Origin of the sequence: Streptomyces sp. NPDC004658 (assembly GCF_040609555.1) — a bacterium.
Lineage (GTDB): Bacteria > Actinomycetota > Actinomycetes > Streptomycetales > Streptomycetaceae > Streptomyces.
The window spans coordinates 1-19,313 of record NZ_JBEXKG010000063.1 but is presented as its reverse complement, the minus strand read 5'-3'; the positions used below and the strand labels follow the sequence as shown (position 1 = coordinate 19,313).

Here is a 19,313-nt window from a genome sequence, read left to right as displayed (position 1 = left end):
CCCTCAGTCCAGGTAGCCCCTGAGCTGGTCGGCGAACGCGTGGTCCCGGAGCTTGTTCAGCGTCTTGGACTCGATCTGCCGTATCCGCTCGCGGGTCACGCCGAAGATGCGGCCTATCTCCTCCAGGGTGCGCGGGCGGCCGTCGACCAGGCCGTACCGGAGCTGGACGACCTTCCGCTCGCGCTCCCCCAGCGTGGACAGCACCGCCTCCAGGTGCTCGCGCAGCAGCAGGAAGGCGGCGGACTCCACGGGGCTCGTCGCGTCACCGTCCTCGATGAGGTCGCCGAGGGCGACGTCGTCCTCCTCGCCGACCGGGGCGTGCAGCGACACCGGCTCCTGGGCGAGCCGCAGCACCTCGCCGACCCGCTCGGGCGGCAGGTCCAGATGGGCGCCGACCTCCTCGGCCGTCGGCTCGTAGCCGCGCTCCTGGAGCATCCGCCGCTGGACCCGGACGACCCGGTTGATCAGCTCCACGACGTGCACCGGGACCCGGATGGTGCGGGCCTGGTCGGCGAGCGCCCGGCTCATGGCCTGCCGGATCCACCAGGTGGCGTAGGTGGAGAACTTGTAGCCGCGCGCGTAGTCGAACTTCTCCACGGCCCGGATGAGGCCGAGGTTGCCCTCCTGGACGAGGTCGAGCATGGTCAGGCCCCGGCCGACGTACCTCTTGGCCACGGAGACGACGAGCCGCAGGTTCGCCTCGATGAGCCGGCGCTTGGCCATGCGGCCCATGACGACGAGCCGGTCCAGGTCCAGCGCGAGTTCGCTGTCCAGGTCGGGGGTGTTGCCCAGCTTCTCCTCCGCGAACAGGCCGGCCTCCACCCGGCGGGCCAGTTCCACCTCCTCGGCGGCGGTGAGCAGCGGGATGCGGCCGATCTCGCGCAGGTACTGGCGGAACAGGTCGGCGGAGGGTCCGCCGGACTCGACCCGGGCGACGGCCGGGACCTCGACGGGTTCCTCGGGTTCGTCCGCGAGCGCGTCGGCGGGGGGCTCCGCCTCGGGGTGCAGGGCGGCACGGCTCTGCGGGGGCACGGCCGCGAGGACGTCCGCCTCGGGGTCCGGCTCGTCCGCGGTGATGACGGTGGCGCTGGTGCTGCTGTCGGTCTGGGTGAGGGTCTGGGTCTGCACGGGGGCGACCTCCAGGATGATCGCTGCTGAAGGTGTGCGGCAGCGTGCGCTCCGAGGCTCGGGCACCGCCCCCAGTGTGGAGTACGACACAAGCCCGCCACGAGGGTCGTGCCGTGACTTTTTGCGTCCGGTCCGTCACCGGTCGGTTACTCGTCTCGTTGGACTATGCGATTGGCAACTGCGGGCCCTTGGTCCACGTGGGTAGTGGCGATGATGGAGCAGCTGGGGTCGCTCACCGCGCAGGTCGGAGCCATCACCGACCACCTCGGCGTCACCCCGCCCGAGCAGCCCCGCGCACAGGGCTAGCCCCCGTCACAGCGCCTCCGCGCCCCGCTCCCGCAACGCCTGGTCGTACTGCTGGAGGACCCACAGCTCGTTCTGCACGGCGGCCAGCTGGGCGGCGTCGCCGGCGGTGGACAGGCGGGTCATCTGGGACTGGATGTCGCGGATGCGGCGCTCCACGGCGCGGCGGCGGATCTGGACCAGGACCGTGCCGGCGTACGTCTCGTCCACCGTGCGGCGCAGGATCGGCTCGACCGCCAGCTCGGTGACCATCGCGCGCACGGTGTCGTCCGGTGCGGCCTCGCGCACGCGGACCAGGTACTCCTGCGGGTCCGGGACGCCGTACTCGGCGCCGCCCGCCTCCGCGATGGCCTGGCGCACGGCGGCGTACGGCGGGGCGGTGAACTCGTCCACGCCGTAGGCGTCGAAGGCCGGGGAGACCAGTTCGGGGCGCTGGAGGGCGAGTTTGAGCAGTTCGCGTTCGGCGGCGAAGACCGGGTTGCGCAGGGTCAGGGCCGGCCCGGAACTCGCGGGGCGGGGCGCCTCCGTCCACTGGCGGTCGGCCGGGCGGCGCCGGTCCTGCTGCTGGGGGCCCTTGCCGTCACGGGCCCAGCGGGCCAGCTGGGCCACCCGGCGGACCACGAACTGGGTGTCGAGGATGCCGAGCATGCCGGCCAGCTCGACGGCGACCTCGTGCTGGGCTCCGCTGTTCTTGATCCGGGCGACGATCGGCGCCGCCTCGTCCAGCGCCGCCGCGCGGCCCGCCGGGGTGTCCAGGTCGTAGCGGCTGACGATCTGGCGGAGCGCGAACTCGAAGAGGGGCGTGCGCGGCTCGACCAGGTCCGCCACCGCCTCGTCGCCCTTGGCGAGGCGCAGTTCGCACGGGTCCATGCCGTCCGGCGCGATGGCGATGTACGTCTCGGCGGCGAACTTCTGGTCGTCCTCGAAGGCGCGCAGGGCGGCCTTCTGCCCGGCCGCGTCGCCGTCGAACGTGAAGATCACCCGGGCCGAGCCGTTGTCCATCAGCAGCCGGCGCAGGATCTTGATGTGCTCGCCGCCGAAGGCCGTGCCGCAGGTCGCGATGGCCGTCGTCACCCCGGCGAGGTGGCAGGCCATGACGTCGGTGTAGCCCTCGACCACCACCGCGCGGCTGCTCTTCGCGATCTCCTTCTTCGCCAGGTCGATGCCGTACAGCACCTGGCTCTTGCGGTAGATCGCCGTGTCGGGGGTGTTGAGGTACTTCGGGCCGGTGTCGGCCTCGTACAGCTTGCGGGCGCCGAAGCCGACGACGTCGCCGCCGATGTCCCGGATGGGCCACATCAGCCGGCCCCGGAACCGGTCGATGGGTCCCCGGCGGCCCTCCTGGGCCAGGCCGGAGAGGATCAGCTCCTTGTCGGTGAAGCCCTTGCCGCGCAGGTAGCGGGTCAGGTGGTCCCAGCCCTGGGGGCTGTAGCCGACGCCGAAGTGGACGGCGGCGGCCTGGTCGAAGCCGCGTTCGGCGAGGAAGACCCGGCCGGTCTCGGCCTCGGGGCTGGTGGCCAGCTGCTCGGCGTACCACTGGGCGGCGATCTTGTGCGCCTCGACCAGGCGGATCCGCTCGCCGCGCTGGTGGGCCGGGTTGTACCCGCCCTCCTCGTACCGCAGCGTGATGCCGGCCTGCGCGGCCAGCCGCTCCACCGCCTCGGAGAAGGAGAGGTGGTCCACCTTCATCACGAAGGTGATGGTGTCGCCGCCCTCCTGGCAGCCGAAGCAGTGGAAGAGACCCTTGCTGGGGCTGACCTGGAAGGACGGCGACTTCTCGTCATGGAACGGGCACAGCCCCTTGAGGTTGCCGCCGCCCGCGTTGCGCAGCTGGAGGTACTCGGAGACCACGGCGTCGATCGGGACCGCGTCCCGTACCGCCTTCACGTCCTCGTCGTTGATCCGTCCTGCCACGCGTGAATTCTACGGGGGTGCGCCGACAGTCCCGGTGCCCGCGGAGGTCATGAGGCGAGGCTGTCGAGGGGGACGTGCGGGTCGGAGAGCGCCTCGACGTTCACCCTGGCCCGGGAACGGATGAGCTTCTGGATGGGCTCTGTGACATCCCACACGTTCACGTTCATCCCGGCCAGCACGCGTCCCTCCTTCACCCAGAACGCGATGAACTCCCGCTTCCCGGCGTCGCCGCGGATCACCACCTCGTCGTACGACCCCGGCGGCGCCCAGCCGCTGTACTCCATGCCCAGGTCGTACTGGTCGGTGAAGAAGTACGGCACCCGGTCGTAGACCATCTCCTCGCCGAGCATCGCCCGCGCCGCCGCCGGGCCGCCGTTCAGCGCGTTCGCCCAGTGCTCGACGCGCAGCCGGGTGTCGAACAGGGCGAGCGGGAAGGACGCCACGTCGCCGGCCGCGTAGATGTCGGGGTCGGACGTGCGCAGCCGTTCGTCGACGACGATGCCGCCGCCGTGCGCCCGGTCGGCGATCTCCAGGCCGGCCGCCTCCGCGAGGGCGACCCGGGGTGCCGCGCCGATCGCCGCGAGGACGTCGTGCGCCGGGTGCTCCTCGCCGTCGTCCGTGCGGGCCGCGAGGACCACGCCGTCCTGGCCGACGATCTCGGTGAGCCGCACGCCGAAGCGGAAGCGGACGCCGTGCTCGCGGTGCAGCTCGGCGAAGACGTTGCCCAGCTCGGGGCCGAGCACACCGTGCAGCGGGGTCGGCGCCGGTTCGATCACCGTGACCTCCGCGCCGTAGCCCCGGGCCGCCGCCGCGACCTCCAGGCCGATCCAGCCGGCGCCCGCGATCACCAGGTGCCCGTTGTCCCGGCCGAGGTGGTGCAGGACGCCCTTGAGGCGCTCGGCGTGCGCGAGGCGGCGCAGGTGGTGGACGCCCGCCAGATCGGTGCCGGGGATGTCCAGGCGGCGCGGCTCGGCGCCGGTGACCAGCAGCAGCTTGTCGTAGCGGACGAGCGTGCCGTCGTCACCGAAGCGGACCGTCTTCGCCGTGCGGTCGATCCGGTCCACCGTCTGGCCGAGGTGCAGCTCGACGTCGTTGCGCGCGTACCAGGCGGGCTCGTGCACGAAGACGCTGTCCCGCTCCTCCTTGCCGAGCAGGTAGCCCTTGGACAGCGGGGGGCGCTCGTAGGGGTGGTCGCGTTCGTCGCAGATCAGTATCACGCGGCCGCTGAAGCCCTCCGCCCGGAGCGTCTCGGCCGCCTTGGCGCCGGCGAGACCGCCTCCCACGATGACGAACGTCTGATCCGCGTCGACCACTTGATGCCTCCTCGTAAGGGTGCCGCCACATGCGAGCGTCCCGCACGCAGCGTGATGCGGGAAGAGGGTGTGACCCGATCAGGCCACGGAGGGTCATGTTCCTCTCACATATGCCCCGTAAGTCTCGCGTGCAGCGAGAGCGCCGAGGCGTCCGTCAGGGAGGCGATCTGGTCCACGATCACCCGCTTGCGCGCCCGGTCGTCGTCCGCCGCGTCGAACAGCGCCCGGAACTGGGGGTCGAGGCCCTCGGGCGCGCGGGCGGTCAGCGCCTCGGCCAGCTCCGCGACGATGACCCGCTGGTCGGCGCGCAGCCGCTCCTGCTCCGCGCGCTGCATCACGTACCGGTCCGCGACCGCCTTGAGCACCGCGCACTCCATGCGGGTCTCGCGGGGTACGACGAGTTCGGCGTCGTAGCGGGTGAGCGGCCCCGTGCCGTACGCGGCGCGGGTGGCGCCCTCGGCGGCCAGGCAGAACCGGCCGATGAGCTGACTGGTGGCGTCCTTCAGACGGGCCTGGGCGACCGCCGTGCCGTCGTAGCCGTGCGGCCACCACTCCTCGTCCTGGAGGCGGTCCAGGGCGGCGGCGAGTTCGGCGGGGTCGGTGTCCGCGGGGACGTACCGGCCGACGGCGACCTGGAACACCGCCTGCCGTTCCGGCTCGGCGTGCAGGCAGTTGGGGTCGATGTGCCCGGCGTGCAGGCCGTCCTCGACGTCGTGCACCGAGTAGGCGACGTCGTCCGACCAGTCCATGACCTGCGCCTCGAAGCAGGTGCGGGTGCCGGGGGCGTGTCCTCTGACCCAGTCGAACACCGGGCGGTCGTCCGCGTACACGCCGAACTTCGCCGACGCCGGGTCGGTGGGGTGCGCGCCGCGCGGCCACGGGTACTTGGTGGCGGCGTCCAGGGTGGCGCGGGTCAGGTTCAGGCCGACGGAGCGCTCCTCGGTGAACCGTTTGGGCTCGATGCGGGTGAGGAGCCGCAGGGACTGGGCGTTGCCCTCGAAGCCGCCGCAGTCGTCGGCGAACTCGTTCAGCGCGGTCTCGCCGTTGTGACCGAAGGGCGGGTGACCGAGGTCGTGGGCGAGGCAGGCCGCCTCCACCAGGTCGGGGTCACAGCCCAGGGCGGCGCCCAGTTCCCGGCCGACCTGGGCGCATTCGAGGGAGTGCGTCAGCCGTGTCCGGGGGCTCGCGTCCCAGGCCTTGCTTCGGGTGCCGGGGGTCACCACCTGTGTCTTGCCGGCGAGGCGCCGCAGGGCGGCGGAGTGGAGGATGCGTGCGCGGTCCCGCTGGAAGGCTGTGCGGCCGGGGCGTTTGTCGGGTTCGGGGACCCAGCGGTCGACTGACGCCGGGTCGTACGCCGTGGAGAGTGCGGTGCCTTCCATGGGTCGACAGTAAGCCCAATCGTCCGCCGTGTGCGGTCCCGCCGGCGGGACCGGGCACGTCGTGGCCGGTCGCGCCCGCGCGGCGCAACCGCGTGCGCGCCCCTTTCAGGCAGCCGCCGCGGCCCCGTCCGCCAGGCTCTGGTCGTAGCGGCGCAGGACCAGGCGCGCCATCGCCTCGTGGGCGCCCAGGGGCTGGGAGGCGATCCACGGTGCCGCGTTCGCGCACTGGGTCGCGAAGCGGCCGGGAGCTGTGAAACAGGACGCCACGGCCACTCTGCGGCGGCCCCTTGCCGCCAGGGTCCGCAGCGCCGCCGGGAGCGTCGGGGCCGCGGCCGAGGCGTACGCGGGGACGACGGGGACGCCCAGGCGGGCGGAGAGGAGCCGGGCCGTGTGGCGGGTGTCCGTGGCCGAGTCGGGGTCGCGGGAGCCGGCCGCGGCGAGGACGACGGCGGTCCCGCGGCGGGCGGTGCCGTCCATGGCCGTCGGCCAGCCGGCCTCCAGGAGGCGGGCGTGCAGGGCCTCGGCGAGGAGGGGGTGGGGGCCGAGCGGGGCGGCCACGTGTGCGCGGACCGGTGCGGCAGCCGCCATCTCGGGGATGTCCTGCTTGACGTGGTAGCCGCGTGCGAGGAGGAGCGGGACGAGGACGGCGGGGGCGCTGCCGAGCGCGGCCAGGGTGTCGGGGAGCAGGGGCTCGTTCAGCTCGATGTGGCCCAGGTGGACGGGGAGGCCGGGGCGCAGCGCGCGGACCCGGTCCATCAGGGCCCGCACGGTGGTGAGGGCCCGGGGGTTCCGGCTGCCGTGGGCGACCAGCACGAGGGCCGGCGGGGCCGGGCGGCGGGGGCCGCGCGGCAAGACGAGCCGGCTGCTGGTGCGGAGGGGGATCGACGCCGTCATGGGACGATCCTGGTCGCGGGACGTTGCGCGCCCGTTGCGTGGCCGTCACGGGTGTTTTCCGCGGGTTCACCTCGTACGGACGTCCGGTGTGAGGCGAACCGGGGCGGCGCCGGGAGCGTCCTGCCTGGACGGGAGCGATCACCCTGGGGGGCCGTATGAGGATCCGTCGACCGCGATGGCCGCGCACGCGGACCGGGCAGCGGAGGCTGGTGCAGGCCGTGATGGCCGGGTGCGTGCTGGCGCTGCTGCCGTCGGCCTGGCTGTACGTGTCGACGGCGGACCGGCTGCGGACGACGGCGGACGTGCCGCGCACCGAGGTCGCGGTGGTGTTCGGGGCGGGGCTGTGGAAGCACGGGGAGCCGTCGCCGTACCTCGCGCACCGGCTGGACGCGGCGGCCACGCTGTACCGGGCGGGGCGGATCGAGGTGGTGCTGGTCACCGGGGACAACAGCCGCAAGGACTACGACGAGCCCGACGCCATGCGCGCCTACCTCACGCGGCACGGGGTGCCCGACGCGCGGATCGTCAGCGACTACGCCGGGTTCGACACCTGGGACTCCTGCGTCCGGGCGAAGAAGATCTTCGGGGTGGACCGGGCCGTGCTGATCAGCCAGGGCTTCCACATCCGGCGGGCGGTGGCCCTGTGCGAGGCGGCGGGGGTGGAGTCGTACGGCGTCGGGGTCGACGACGAGCACGACGCGACCTGGTACTACGGCGGGACGCGCGAGGTGTTCGCGGCGGGCAAGGCGGCGCTGGACGCCGTGTTCCAGCCGGACCCGACGTTCCTCGGGCCCAAGGAGCCGGGGGTGGCGCGGGCCCTGGCCGCCGGGCGGTGACCGCGGCCTCACGGCCGGCCGGCCGGCGCGGGGAGGTCGCCGTGCCGGGGGCGTAACCGGAGGCGACCCGGGGCCGTAACACGCGCGACGCACGCTGGGCGGCATGGAGAACACCTCGACGCCCACCCACTGCCCGTACTGCGCCTTGCAGTGCGGGATGAACATCACGCCCCTGCCCCAGGGGGGCGTCGAGGTCACCGAGCGCGCGGACTTCCCCGTGAACCGGGGCGCGCTGTGCGGCAAGGGCCGTACGGCGGCCGAGGTGCTGTCGCCCGCGGTGCGGCTGACCGTGCCGCTGGTGCGCGACGGCGGCCGGCTGGTGGAGGCGAGCTGGCCCCGGGCGCTGGACCGGATCGCCGAGCGGCTCGGGGCGACGCGGGAGCGGTACGGCGCCGACGCGCTCGGGGTGTTCGGCGGGGGCGGGCTGACCAACGAGAAGGCCTACGCGCTCGGCAAGTTCGCCCGGGTCGTGCTGGGCACCTCGCAGATCGACTACAACGGCCGGTTCTGCATGTCGTCGGCGGCGGCGGCCGGTACGAAGGCGTTCGGTCTCGACCGGGGGCTGCCGTTCCCGCTGGAGGACGTCCCGAGGACCGGGTGTGTGATCCTCGTCGGGTCCAACCTCGCCGAGACCATGCCGCCGTCGCTGCGGTTCTTCACGGAGCTGCGGGACAACGGCGGCACGCTGATCGTCGTCGACCCGCGCCGGACGCGGACCGCGGAGCAGGCCGACCTGCACCTGGCGCCCCGGCCCGGCACCGATCTCGCCCTCGCGCTGGGCCTGCTGCACCTGGTGGTGGCCGAGGGCCGCACGGACGAGGAGTACATCCGGGAGCGGACCACCGGGTGGGAGGAGGCCCGGGCCGCGGCGATGGCGCACTGGCCGGAGTACGTGGAGCGGATCACGGGGGTGCCGGTGCCGCAGCTCCGGCAGGCGGTGCGGATGTTCTGCGAGCCGGAGGCGGCGATGGTGCTCACCGCGCGGGGACCGGAGCAGCAGTCCAAGGGCACGGACACGGTGGGCGCCTGGATCAACCTGTGCCTGGCGACCGGCCGTCCGGGCCGCCCCCTCTCCGGGTACGGCTGTCTGACCGGGCAGGGCAACGGGCAGGGCGGACGCGAACACGGCCAGAAGGCCGACCAGTTGCCCGGCTACCGCAAGCTGGACGACCCGGAGGCGCGGCGGCACGTGGCCGGCGTGTGGGGCGTGGACCCGGACAGCCTGCCGGGTCCCGGGCGCAGCGCGTACGAACTCCTCGACGCGCTCGGTACGGACGTCCGGGCGCTGCTGCTGATGGGTTCCAACCCGGTGGTGTCGGCCCCGCGGGCGGCCCACGTCGAGGAGCGCCTGCGCTCGCTGGACTTCCTCGCGGTGGCCGACGTCGTCCTCTCGGAGACGGCGGAGCTGGCGGACGTCGTGCTGCCGGTGACGCAGTGGGCGGAGGAGACGGGCACGACGACCAGCCTGGAGGGCCGCGTGCTGCTGCGCCGGCAGGCCGTCACTCCCCCGCCCGGCGTCCGCAGCGACCTGTACGTCCTGCACGAGCTGGCCGGCCGCCTGGGGGTGGAGAAGGGCTTCCCGGCCGACCCGGAGGAGGTCTTCGAGGAACTCCGCCGCGCGAGCGCCGGCGGCCCGGCGGACTACTCCGGCATCACCTACCGCCGCCTGACCGAGGAGAACGGCGTCTTCTGGCCGTGCCCGGAGGGGCCGGGTGAGACGAGCGGCACCGGTGCGGCCGACGGCGAGGACGCGGTCCTGGACACGCTGCCGGACGACCCGGCGGCGGACCCCGGCGGCACCGCCGGCGTGCCGCCCGCCTCCCTCACCTCGGACGCCGGGACCCCTGGGGACGCCGCTTCCGGCCCGGCCGTCGCGCACCCCGGCACCCCGCGCCTGTTCCTGGACCGTTTCGCCACCCCGGACGGCCGGGCCCGGTTCGTCCCCGTGGTGCACCGGGCCACGGCCGAGGAGCCGGATGCCGAGTATCCGCTGCTGCTGACCACCGGGCGGGTGGTGTCGCAGTACCAGTCGGGGGCGCAGACCCGGCGCGTGGCGGAGCTGAACGCGGCGGCGCCCGGCCCCTTCGTGGAGCTGCACCCGCGGCTCGCGGCCCGGCTGGGGGCGGCCGACGGCGACCCGGTGGCGGTGGTGTCCCGGCGCGGCCGGGCCGTCGCGCCCGCGCGGATCACCGGTGCCATCCGGCCGGACACCGTCTTCATGCCGTTCCACTGGCCGGGCGAGGGCCGCGCCAACACGCTCACCAACCCGGCCCTGGACCCGACCTCCCGGATGCCGGAGTTCAAGTCGTGCGCGGTACGGGTGGAGGTCCTGGGCCCAGCGGAGGAGTGAGGTCCGGTCCACCGGCCGAGGCGCGGGGAGGTGGCGTTCGCATAGGTTCGGGGTATGTCCGACACCGACCTGACCGAGCAGAGCGAGCCGTACGACCTCGACGCCTACCTCGACCGCATCGGCTTCAAGGGCGAGCGGCGGGCCGACCTGGCCACCCTGCGCGGGGTGCACCTGGCGCACGCGCTGTCGCTGCCCTTCGAGAACCTGGACCCGGTGCGGGGCACGGCCCCCTCCCTCGCGCCCGCCGACCTGATGGCCAAGATGATCCGCGGCCGGCGCGGCGGCTACTGCTACGAGCACAACATCCTGCTCCGGCTGGCGCTGGAGGCGCTCGGTTTCCGGGTGACCCAGCTGGCCGCCCGGGTCGTGGTGGGCGCGGAGACACCGGAGAGCAGGCCCCGCACGCACGCGATGCTCCGGGTCGAGGTGCCGGGCGAGCCGCTGCCGTATCTGGCGGACGTCGGTTTCGGCGCGCCGGGTGCGCTGCTGCTGCCGGTGCCGCTGGTGACCGGGACCGAGTCCGAGGGCGCCGGCCGCCGGCACCGGCTGGTGCGGCTGCCGCACGACGGGCCGCTGGAGCTGTGGGAGTTGCAGGTCCACGATCCCCGGGGCGGTTCGGGCGAGGGGGCGTGGGCCGGTCAGTACGCGTTCACCCAGGAGCCGTTCGCCGCGCCGGACCTGGAGGTGTTCAACTGGTTCGTCGGCACGCACCCCCGGTCTCCCTTCACTCGCCGTCCCTACCTCCAGCGCACCACCGCCGATCGCCATCTCGCCCTGGACGGCGCCCGGTTCACCGAGACACTGGCCGACGGCACGGTGACCGGGCGCACGCTGACCGAGGAGGCGGAGGCGCGGCGCGTGGTGGAGCAGGAGTTCGGCATCGAGGTGCCGGAGGGGGTCACCCTGCTGCCCTGAGTCAGCGGCGGGAGAGCCAGTCGCCGTCCGTGATGCGGGTGCCGGTGGCGCGCAGCCGGGCGGCGACGCGCGGGGCGGCCAGGTAGACCCAGGCGCGGACGGTGCCGCCGGCGGTGCGTACGACGTCCCGGGCGAGGCGTTCGTAGAGGTTGCGGGGGTCGCCCGGCACGTACTCCTCCAGCCGGTCCAGGGCGGCCAGCAGTTCCTCGTACGCCTCGGGCCGGGCGGTCACCAGTTCCCCGCGCACGGTTCCGCCGGGTTCCTCGACGGCGTAGGGGTAGCCGGGGCCGTCGTACAGCACGGCACCGGTGAGGCGGGCCGGTTCCTCGGCGAGGGTGCGACCGCGCAGGAAGAGGTCGTGGTTGGGCTCGCCGGGGCGGAGCGTGCCGTAGACGAAGAAGGGCAGGGGTCGGGGGTCCTCGGCGATCACGGAAACGATTCTGGACCCTCGCCGGCCCCCCACACATCTCCCCGAAGATCCATGAACGCGCTATGGACATGACATGTCATGGCCTCTTAAATCTCGGTGACACGTCAGCGCCACCCCCACACCCAGCCTGGCGCCTTCCCGAGGAGACAGATGAGCCGGATACGGCAGCACGTCCGAGGAACCCGTCGCACAGCCACCGCCGGTGTCGCCCTGACCACCGCGACCCTGCTGGCCGTCAGCCTCTCCCCCGCCGCCCACGCCGACGCCAGACCGACCCGGGCCACCGCGGTCGAGAACGCCGCGTCGGCCCTCCTGGCCCACGCCGCGTCCCTGGGCCTCACCGCGCCCCAGGACACCAGCGTCCGGGACGTGGTCGTGGACAGGGACGGCACCCAGCACGTCCGCTACGACCGGACGTACCGTCAGCTCCCGGTGCTGGGCGGTGACTTCGTCGTCCACCTCGCTCCCGACGGCGCCTACCGCGGTGCCGACCGCGCCACCCGGCAGGCGGTCTCCGTGCCCTCCGTCACCCCGCGGGTCTCCGGCCCCAAGGCGGCCGGTCTCGCGGTGAGCGCCCTGCGCGCGGCCAACCCCGGCACCACGCTGAAGCAGGCCAAGGCCAAGCCGGTGCTGGTGGTCGACGCCCTGCACGGCAGCCCGAAGCTGGCCTGGCGCACCGACGCGGTCGGCCTGGACTCGCTCGGCAACCCCGTCGCCCGGACCGTGCTGACCGACGCGCGCACCGGAGCGCAGATCGACGCCTGGGACAGCATCGAGACGGCCACCGGCGACGGCAAGGCGCTCTACAGCGGCACGGTTCCGCTGGAGACGACCCCGTCGGGGACGTCGTACCAGCTCAAGGACCCGACGCGGGGCAACACCTACACCGGTGACGCCGAGGGCAAGACCGACCTGTGCATCTTCGGCATCTGCTTCAGCCGGGCCCCCGCGACCCTGTTCACGGACGCCGACAACCACTGGGGCACGGGCACCACCGCGGACCGCGCCTCGGCCGCCGTCGACGCCCAGTACGGCACCAACGAGACCTGGGACTACTACAAGAACGTCCACGGCCGCAACGGCATCGCGGGCGACGGCAAGGGCTCGTACAACCGCGTCCACTACGGCAGCAACTACAACAACGCCTTCTGGGACGACAGTTGCTTCTGCATGACCTACGGCGACGGTGACGGCACCACCTTCGGACCGCTGGTCGCCCTGGACGTCGCCGGGCACGAGATGACCCACGGCGTGACGTCCAAGACCGCCGCGCTGACCTACTCGGGCGAGTCCGGCGGGCTGAACGAGGCCACCTCCGACATCCTCGGCACGATGGTCGAGTGGTACGCGAACAACTCCTCCGACACCGGTGACTACCTCATCGGCGAGAAGATCGTGAAGCCCGGCTTCGGCAAGGCGGCCCTGCGCTTCATGGACAAGCCGTCCAAGGACGGCAGTTCGGCCGACTACTGGAGTTCGTCGGTCGGGAACCTGGACGTCCACTACTCCTCGGGCGTCGCCAACCACTTCGCCTACCTGCTCGCCGAGGGCAGCGGCGCGAAGACCATCAACGGCGTCAGCTACGACTCGCCCACGTACAACGGCTCGACCGTCACCGGCATCGGCCGGGAGAAGGTCGGCAAGATCTGGTACCGGGCGCTGACGGTCTACATGACCTCGTCGACCAACTACGCGGGCGCGCGCACGGCCACCCTCAACGCGGCCAAGGACCTCTACGGCGCGGGTAGCACCGAGTACAACGCGGTGGCCGCCGCCTGGAGCGCGGTCAACGTGAACTGAGCCCGCGCGGCCTCCCCCGGCGGGTGGGGGCCAATCGTGTGCTCTTCGCACCCGGCCCCTCACACGGCCCTGACCTGCCGGATCACGCTCCGGCTGGGCCGTGTGGGGGGCCTTCTGCGCCACCCGTTCACCGCATTCCCGGCGCCGCCTCGGGAAGCGGATCCCGCCGACTGCGACTTACCTCGGTAGGGCAGGGGCGCACCCCTGGACGAGTCGGACAAGCTCTGGGGAGCACCATGCGACGCACTGCCCGTCTGCTGGCCGGTACGGCGCTCGCCGTGGCCGCCGCGGCACCGGCCCACGCGGCCGGGACCGGCCGTCTGGACCTGTACCCGGCGACCGTGGCACCCGGTGCCCGGGTCACGGTCAACACGGCCGCGTGCGGGGACACCGGCGCCGCTACCGGGGACGCCGGCGCGGTCGGTGCCGGAACGTTCATGCTGGCGCCCACCGCGCACGAGGGCGAGGCGATCGGACAGTTCCGGGTGCCGCCGAGCGCGCAGCCGGGGACGTACGAGATCGTCGCCCGGTGCGCCGAGGGCGACCGGCAGGTGGCGGGCGACCTGGTGGTGGCGTTGAGCGCGGCACACGAGCAGGTGCTGCCGCGAGGAAGCGTGAAGACGGGGGTCGGCGGCGGACTCGGCCCCGACCCCGTACAGACCGCGGCGGGCGTGGCGGCACTGGCCGTCGCCGCCGCGGGCGGTACCTGGCTCCTGCATCGCCGGGCGAGAGGCGACGGGATCTGACGGACACCCTCCGCTGTCCGTCCGCCGGTACCGCACATCCCGCCCCCTCCGGGTCCGACGCCCCTCGCGGCCCGGAGGGGGAAGGGGCCTTCGGGGGGTCCGCCCCCGGGAGAGGGGATTGGCATGCGCAAGGCCGGAAACCGCAAGGCCGCCGGGAACCGCGGGACCGCCCGGAGCGCCAGGGCCGCCCGGCTCGGCGACACCGCCATAGCCGCCGTCACCGTCCTCGCCCTCGGCTCCGGCGTGTGGCTGCTGGGCGGGGGCACCGTCCCGCACACCCCGCCGCAGCCGTCCGCCGCCGAGGGCCGCCCCGACCCGGGCGGTACACGGGCCGCCGCGCCCGGCCTCCCGCCGTCCCCGCCGCTGCGCATCCGCATCCCCGCGATCCGGGTGAACGCACCCCTGACGGGCCTGGCCCTCACCCGCTCCGGCAGCCTGGACGCGCCGCCCGCCCGGGAGAAGAACCTCGCCGGCTGGTACGAGGCCGGCACCACTCCCGGCGAGACGGGCACCGCGATCGTCGCCGGGCACGTCGACAACACCGAGGGCCCCGCCGTCTTCTACGACCTCGGCGCGCTGAAGCGGGGCGCCCGCATCGAGGTGGACCGCCGGGACGGCACCGTGGCCGTGTTCACCGTGGACGCGGTGGAGGTGTACTCGGCCCGCGACTTCCCCGACGAGAAGGTGTACGGCGCCGCACCCCGCCCCGAACTCCGCGTCATCACCTGCGGCGGCGGCTACTCCAGGACCACCGGCTACCAGGGCAACGTGGTGGTGTTCGCCCACCTGACGGCAAGCCGCTGACGCCCGCCGGGGCACCCCCGGCACCGGAAACGGCATACCGGACACGGCGCACAGGGCGCGCCTCACACCCCCGCTCCGCCCCCGCCCAGCCCCCTCACACCCCCCGCCCCGGCCCGCTGAGGGCAGCGTTCCTCCCGGGAAACAGACGTGATGCTGCCGGGAAACGTCGGGGCCGCACGCTCGGGACATGACCTCGAATACGCGTGTGGTGGTGATCGGCGCCGGCCTCGCGGGCGTACGGCTCGCCCGGCGGCTCGGCGAGCTGGGCACGCCCGCGCTGCTCGTCGGCGAGGAGGAGCACGCGCCGTACAACCGGGTGCTGCTGGCCGAGGTACTGGCCGGCCGGTACGCCCCGGAGGTGATCGCCCTCCCCCCGCCCGCCGGCCTGCTGCGCACCCGGGTCACCGGCATCGACCGGGCCGCCCGTACCGTCGCCTGCGCCGACGGTACGTCGCTCGCGTACGACGCGCTGGTGCTGGCCACCGGCTCCAACCCGGTGCTGCCCCCGCTGCGCGGCCTGTTCACCCCCGACCACCAGCTGCCCGTGGGCGTCCACGCGTTCCGCACCATGGACGACTGCCTTGGCCTGGCCGAGGCCGTGCGGCCCGGGGTGCGGGCGGTCGTCATCGGCGGCGGGCTGCTCGGCGTCTCCGCGGCCCGCGCGCTCGCCGTCCGCGGCGCCCAGGTGGTGCTCGCGCAGCAGGCCGAGCGGCTCATGGAGCGCCAGCTGGACCCGGACGCCTCCCGGCTGGTGCTGCGGCACCTGACCGAGCTGGGCGTCGAGGTGCACACCGAGTGCCGGGTGCGGGACGTGCGCTGCGTCGCCGGCGCGGTCCGCTCGGTGGAGATGGCCGACGGGTACGCGCTCGACGCCGACCTCGTGGTCCTCGCCTGCGGGGTACGGCCCCGCACGGGTCTCGCCGAGCAGGCGGGCCTCGCCGTGCGCAAGGGCGTCCTCGTCGACGACGAGCTGCGCACCTCCGACCCGCGCATCCACGCCATCGGCGACTGCGCCCAGCACGACGGCACGGTCTACGGCCTGGCCGCCCCGGCGCTGGAACAGGCCGACGCGCTCGCCGAGCTGCTCGCGGGCGACACCCGTGCCCGCTACACCGGCACCCGCTCCCTGACCCGGCTGACCCTGACCGGCCCCGACTCCCCCTTCGACCTCGCCGCGTTCGGCGAGACCGAACCCCGCCCCGGCGACGACGTCGTGCGGATCGCCGACGCCACCCGGGGCACCTACCGCAAGGTCGTCGTCCGCGACGACCGCCTGGTCGGCGGGGTCCTCGTCGGCGAACTCGGCACCGTCGGCGCGCTCGCCCGCGCCTGGGAGGGAGCGGAGCCGCTCCCCGGCGACGGCCCCCTGCTCCACCTGCTCACCAACGATGGAGGCTCCTGAATGACCGCCACCCTGGGGGCCACCCCCACGATCGTGCTCGTCGGCCACGGCATGGTCGGCCAGCGCTTCCTCGAAGCGCTCGCCGAGCGCGGCCTGACCGCCACGCACCGCGTGGTCGTGCTGTGCGAGGAGCCGCGTCCGGCGTACGACCGCGTCCAGCTGACCTCGTACTTCTCCGGCAAGACGCCCGAGGACCTCTCCCTGACCGACAGGGAGTTCCTCAAGGACCACGGCATCGAGCTGCACCTCGGCGACCCGGCGGAGTCGATCGACCGCGAGGCGCGCACGGTGACCGCACGCTCGGGCCTGGTCGTGGGCTACGACGTCCTCGTCCTGGCCACCGGCTCCTACCCGTTCGTGCCGCCGGTGCCGAACAAGGACGCCACCGGCTGCTTCGTGTACCGGACCATCGAGGACCTGCTGGCCATCGAGGAGTACGCGAAGACCCGGGCGACGACGGGGGCCGTGGTCGGCGGCGGGCTGCTCGGCCTGGAGGCCGCCGGCGCGCTCAAGGGGCTCGGACTCGACGCCCACATCGTGGAGTTCGCGCCGCGGCTGATGCCGGTGCAGGTGGACGACGGCGGTGGGGCGGCCCTGCTGCGGACCATCGAGGGCATGGGCCTGACCGTCCACACCGGTGTGGGCACCCAGGAGATCGTGACGGGCACCGACGGTGCCGTCACCGGCATGAAGCTGTCCGACGGCTCCGAACTCGCCACCGACATGGTCGTGTTCAGCGCCGGTGTCCGCCCCCGCGACCAGCTGGCCCGCGCCTGCGGCCTCACGGTCGGCGAGCGCGGCGGCATCGCCGTGGACGAGCAGTGCCGTACCGTCTCCGACCCGCACGTCTTCGCGATCGGCGAGTGCGCGCTGGCCGCCGACGGCCGGGTGTACGGGCTGGTGGCGCCGGGCTACGAGCAGGCCCAGACGGCCGCGGCCACCATCGCCTCCGACGAGGCCGCCTTCGTCGGCGCCGACCTGTCCACCAAGCTGAAGCTGCTCGGCGTCGACGTGGCCTCCTTCGGCGACGCGCACGGCACCACCGAGGACTGCCTGGACGTCGTCTACTCCGACTCCCGCGCGGGGCTGTACAAGAAGCTGGTCATCGGCGCGGACGGCACGCTGCTCGGCGGCATCCTCGTCGGTGACGCGGAGGCGTACGGCACCCTGCGCGCGCTCACCGGCTCGGTACCGCCCGTCTCCCCCGAGTCGCTCGTCCTGCCCGCCGGAGCGGGCTCGGGGGCTCAGCTCGGCCCGTCCGCGCTGCCCGACGAGGCGATCATCTGCTCCTGCCACAACGTCAGCAAGGGCACGATCCGCGGCGCCGTCACCGAGCACGAGTGCACCACCGTGCCCGAGGTGAAGAAGTGCACCAAGGCCGGTACCGGCTGCGGCAGTTGCGTGAAGGTGCTGGGCCAGCTGGTCACCGCGGAGCTGGAGGCCTCCGGCGTCGAGGTCGACAAGGGCCTGTGCGGCTGCTTCGCGCAGACCCGCGAGGAGCTGTACGAGATCGTCCTCGCCCTGCGCATCACGTCGTACCAGGAACTGCTGGACCGCTACGGCCGCGAGGGCGCCCGGGGCGGTGACGGCTGCGAGGTGTGCAAGCCGGCGGTCGGCTCGATCATCGCCTCCCTCGCCCCGACGATCGGCGCGAGCGGCTACGTCCTGGACGGCGAGCAGGCCGCGCTCCAGGACACCAACGACCACTTCCTCGCCAACCTCCAGAAGAACGGCTCGTACTCGGTCGTGCCGCGCATCCCCGGCGGGGAGATCGCACCCGAGAAGCTGATCGTGATCGGCGAGATCGCCCGGGACTTCGGCCTCTACACGAAGATCACCGGCGGTCAGCGGATCGACATGTTCGGCGCCCGCGTCGAGCAGCTGCCGCTGATCTGGGCCCGGTTGGTGGACGCCGGCTTCGAGTCCGGCCACGCCTACGGCAAGTCGCTGCGCACGGTGAAGTCCTGCGTCGGCTCGACCTGGTGCCGGTACGGCGTGCAGGACTCGGTCCGCATGGCGATCGACCTGGAGCTGCGCTACCGGGGCCTGCGCTCCCCGCACAAGCTGAAGTCCGCGGTGTCCGGGTGCGCCCGCGAGTGCGCGGAGGCCCAGTCCAAGGACTTCGGCGTGATCGCCACCTCCAACGGCTGGAACCTGTACGTCGGCGGCAACGGCGGTGCCACCCCGCGCCACGCCGACCTGCTGGCCCAGGACCTGTCCGACGCCGAACTGGTCCGGCTGATCGACCGGTTCCTCATGTTCTACATCCGTACGGCCGACCGCCTGGAGCGCACCAGCACCTGGCTGGAGCGCATCCCGGGGGGTCTGGAGCACGTACGGGACGTGGTGGTGCACGACTCGCTCGGCATCTGCGACGAACTGGAGAAGCTGATGCGGGCGCACGTCGCGCACTACCGCGACGAGTGGGCGGAGACGGTCAACGACCCGGAGAAGCTGGCCCGGTTCGTGTCCTTCGTGAACGCGCCGGACACCCCGGACCCGGTCGTCTCCTTCGTCCCCGAGCGCGACCAGATCAAGCCCGACCTGCCGCTGCTGAACATCGGCCTGCGGCCCGCCGACGACGTCCTGGAAGGAAGCGCCCAGCGATGACCCTGGCAGTTGAGACGACCGACCTGAAGGTCCAGCTCCAGCTCGCGGACGGCTGGTTCACGGTCTGCGACCTGAGCCTGCTGGTCCCGGGCCGCGGAGTGGCGGCCCTGCTGCCGGACGGCCGCCAGGTGGCCCTCTTCCGCGACCGCGCGGACCGGCTGTACGCCGTCGACAACCGCGACCCGTTCACCGGCGCGGCCGTCCTCTCCCGCGGCCTGACCGGCACCCACCAGGGCCGCCCGTTCGTGGCCTCCCCCCTGCTGAAGCAGCGCTTCGACCTGGTCAGCGGGGAGTGCCTGGACGACGAGTCGGTACGGGTGACCGCGTACGAGGTGCGGGCGCTGTAACGGCGACGTGGGATGCCCGGGCGCCCGGCCCCGGCCCCGGCCCCGGGCCGGCCGGACGCCACGGACCCGGCCCGGGGACGGCCCCCGGCCAGGCCCGAACGCAGGACCCCTGCCGACCGGACGTCACGGGCCCGGCCGGGGG

15 protein-coding genes are annotated in these 19,313 nt (G+C 73.6%); 9 read left to right on the top strand and 6 right to left on the bottom strand.

Going from position 1 to position 19,313, the window contains the following annotated elements:
• Nucleotides 1-3: 3 nt before the first annotated feature.
• The 5 genes from ABZV94_RS21855 to ABZV94_RS21835 form a co-directional block, all read right to left on the bottom strand.
• Nucleotides 4-1,194, bottom strand: coding sequence for an RNA polymerase sigma factor (locus ABZV94_RS21855; RefSeq protein ID WP_356342594.1), 1,191 nt, complete (start codon nt 1,192-1,194; stop codon nt 4-6).
• A 246-nt stretch (nt 1,195-1,440) separates the two neighbouring features.
• The gene (gene dnaG, locus ABZV94_RS21850) at nt 1,441-3,345 is read right to left on the bottom strand and encodes a DNA primase (protein WP_356342591.1); all 1,905 of its coding nucleotides are present in this window, start codon (nt 3,343-3,345) and stop codon (nt 1,441-1,443) included.
• Nucleotides 3,346-3,392: 47 nt separating this feature from the next.
• Nucleotides 3,393-4,658 (bottom strand): FAD-dependent oxidoreductase, encoded by a 1,266-nt coding sequence (locus tag ABZV94_RS21845; RefSeq protein WP_356342589.1) that lies wholly within the window; start codon nt 4,656-4,658, stop codon nt 3,393-3,395.
• Nucleotides 4,659-4,762: 104 nt separating this feature from the next.
• Complete coding sequence (locus ABZV94_RS21840) at nt 4,763-6,037, bottom strand: deoxyguanosinetriphosphate triphosphohydrolase (RefSeq protein WP_356342586.1); 1,275 nt, start codon at nt 6,035-6,037, stop codon at nt 4,763-4,765.
• Nucleotides 6,038-6,142: 105 nt separating this feature from the next.
• Nucleotides 6,143-6,931, bottom strand: a complete 789-nt coding sequence (locus ABZV94_RS21835) for a CbiX/SirB N-terminal domain-containing protein (RefSeq protein WP_356342584.1) — start codon at nt 6,929-6,931, stop codon at nt 6,143-6,145.
• A 155-nt stretch (nt 6,932-7,086) separates the two neighbouring features.
• Here ABZV94_RS21835 and ABZV94_RS21830 point away from each other — a divergent pair, with 155 nt between their 5' ends.
• The 3 genes from ABZV94_RS21830 (at nt 7,087) to ABZV94_RS21820 (ending at nt 11,032) form a co-directional block, all read left to right on the top strand.
• Nucleotides 7,087-7,767, top strand: coding sequence for an ElyC/SanA/YdcF family protein (locus ABZV94_RS21830; RefSeq protein WP_356342581.1), 681 nt, complete (start codon nt 7,087-7,089; stop codon nt 7,765-7,767).
• A gap of 103 nt (nt 7,768-7,870) precedes the next feature.
• The gene (locus ABZV94_RS21825; protein ID WP_356342579.1) at nt 7,871-10,117 is read left to right on the top strand and encodes a molybdopterin oxidoreductase family protein; all 2,247 of its coding nucleotides are present in this window, start codon (nt 7,871-7,873) and stop codon (nt 10,115-10,117) included.
• A 54-nt stretch (nt 10,118-10,171) separates the two neighbouring features.
• Nucleotides 10,172-11,032, top strand: coding sequence for an arylamine N-acetyltransferase (locus tag ABZV94_RS21820; RefSeq protein WP_356342577.1), 861 nt, complete (start codon nt 10,172-10,174; stop codon nt 11,030-11,032).
• 1 nt (nt 11,033) lies between these two features.
• Here ABZV94_RS21820 and ABZV94_RS21815 read toward each other — a convergent pair whose 3' ends face one another.
• Nucleotides 11,034-11,462: a gamma-glutamylcyclotransferase family protein gene (locus tag ABZV94_RS21815; protein WP_356342574.1), complete on the bottom strand. Its 429-nt coding sequence runs from the start codon at nt 11,460-11,462 to the stop codon at nt 11,034-11,036.
• A 150-nt stretch (nt 11,463-11,612) separates the two neighbouring features.
• Here ABZV94_RS21815 and ABZV94_RS21810 point away from each other — a divergent pair, with 150 nt between their 5' ends.
• The 6 genes from ABZV94_RS21810 to nirD all read left to right on the top strand — a co-directional run bounded on the left by ABZV94_RS21810 (nt 11,613) and on the right by nirD (nt 19,171).
• A complete protein-coding gene (locus tag ABZV94_RS21810) occupies nt 11,613-13,262 on the top strand; it encodes a M4 family metallopeptidase (protein ID WP_356342572.1) in 1,650 nt (549 codons plus the stop codon).
• Nucleotides 13,263-13,498: 236 nt separating this feature from the next.
• Nucleotides 13,499-14,008, top strand: a complete 510-nt coding sequence (locus ABZV94_RS21805; protein ID WP_356342570.1) for a hypothetical protein — start codon at nt 13,499-13,501, stop codon at nt 14,006-14,008.
• 123 nt (nt 14,009-14,131) lie between these two features.
• Entirely contained in the window at nt 14,132-14,812 is a 681-nt protein-coding gene (locus tag ABZV94_RS21800) for a class F sortase (RefSeq protein ID WP_356342568.1), read from the top strand.
• A 187-nt stretch (nt 14,813-14,999) separates the two neighbouring features.
• A complete protein-coding gene (locus ABZV94_RS21795) occupies nt 15,000-16,214 on the top strand; it encodes an FAD-dependent oxidoreductase (RefSeq protein WP_356342566.1) in 1,215 nt (404 codons plus the stop codon).
• On the top strand, nt 16,215-18,824 hold the full coding sequence (gene nirB / locus ABZV94_RS21790) for a nitrite reductase large subunit NirB (RefSeq protein ID WP_356342563.1): 2,610 nt from the start codon (nt 16,215-16,217) through the stop codon (nt 18,822-18,824).
• A complete protein-coding gene (gene nirD / locus ABZV94_RS21785) occupies nt 18,821-19,171 on the top strand; it encodes a nitrite reductase small subunit NirD (protein WP_356342561.1) in 351 nt (116 codons plus the stop codon). Before nirB ends, nirD begins: the two co-directional genes overlap by 4 nt.
• The last annotated feature ends 142 nt before the right edge of the window (nt 19,172-19,313 follow it).